Here is a 592-nt window from a genome sequence, read left to right on the forward strand (position 1 = left end):
TCGCCCCAGATGGCACAATCTGTGCATGGAACACGACGGCCAACTCCAGCTCTGTACGGCGGTCGCGGTCCGGCTCAAGGAAGCGCACTCGAGGGTGCGCGCACTGCAAGTCCCGGAGGGCGTACGGATGGCGCTGACCCGGAAGCTGTTGGTCATTACGGCCGCGGCCAAGCACGATCTCGCCGGTGCGGCAAGGCGTCTGGAGCGGTTCATGGCGGACCTCGACGAGGGACGAATCCCCGACGAGCAACGCTGAGCCAGTCGAGACAACCGAGTCCGTTGCGGCACAAGGGTGATTAGCCCGTTTCGTGTTTGATTTGCGGTATATATCTGCCTAACGTGCGAAAAGCTTGAACACATTCGTTCTGGCGATGTCTCCGAAGGGGAAGACGTGAACAAGGCGCAGCTCGTAGAAGCGATTGCCGACAAGGTGGGCGGCCGCCAGCAGGCCGCCGACGCCGTCGACCACGTACTGGACGCCATCGTCCGCGCGGTCGTCGCGGGGGAGCGGGTCTCGGTCACCGGCTTCGGTTCGTTCGAGAAGGTCGACCGCCCGGCCCGCTACGCCCGGAACCCGCAGACGGGGGAGCGC

General features: G+C 64.9%; 2 protein-coding genes. Both read left to right on the top strand.

All coding sequences use genetic code 11. The annotated features are described in order from the left end of the window. Positions 1-25: 25 nt before the first annotated feature. Positions 26-256, top strand: coding sequence for a hypothetical protein (locus tag LPA54_RS35350; protein WP_228918304.1), 231 nt, complete (start codon positions 26-28; stop codon positions 254-256). Positions 257-391: 135 nt separating this feature from the next. Beyond that, on the top strand, positions 392-592 hold a 201-nt coding region (locus LPA54_RS35355; RefSeq protein ID WP_228984681.1), incomplete at its 3' end, for an HU family DNA-binding protein.

Source organism: Streptomyces sp. DH12, from assembly GCF_020873895.1.
In the GTDB taxonomy this organism is placed as follows: domain Bacteria; phylum Actinomycetota; class Actinomycetes; order Streptomycetales; family Streptomycetaceae; genus Streptomyces.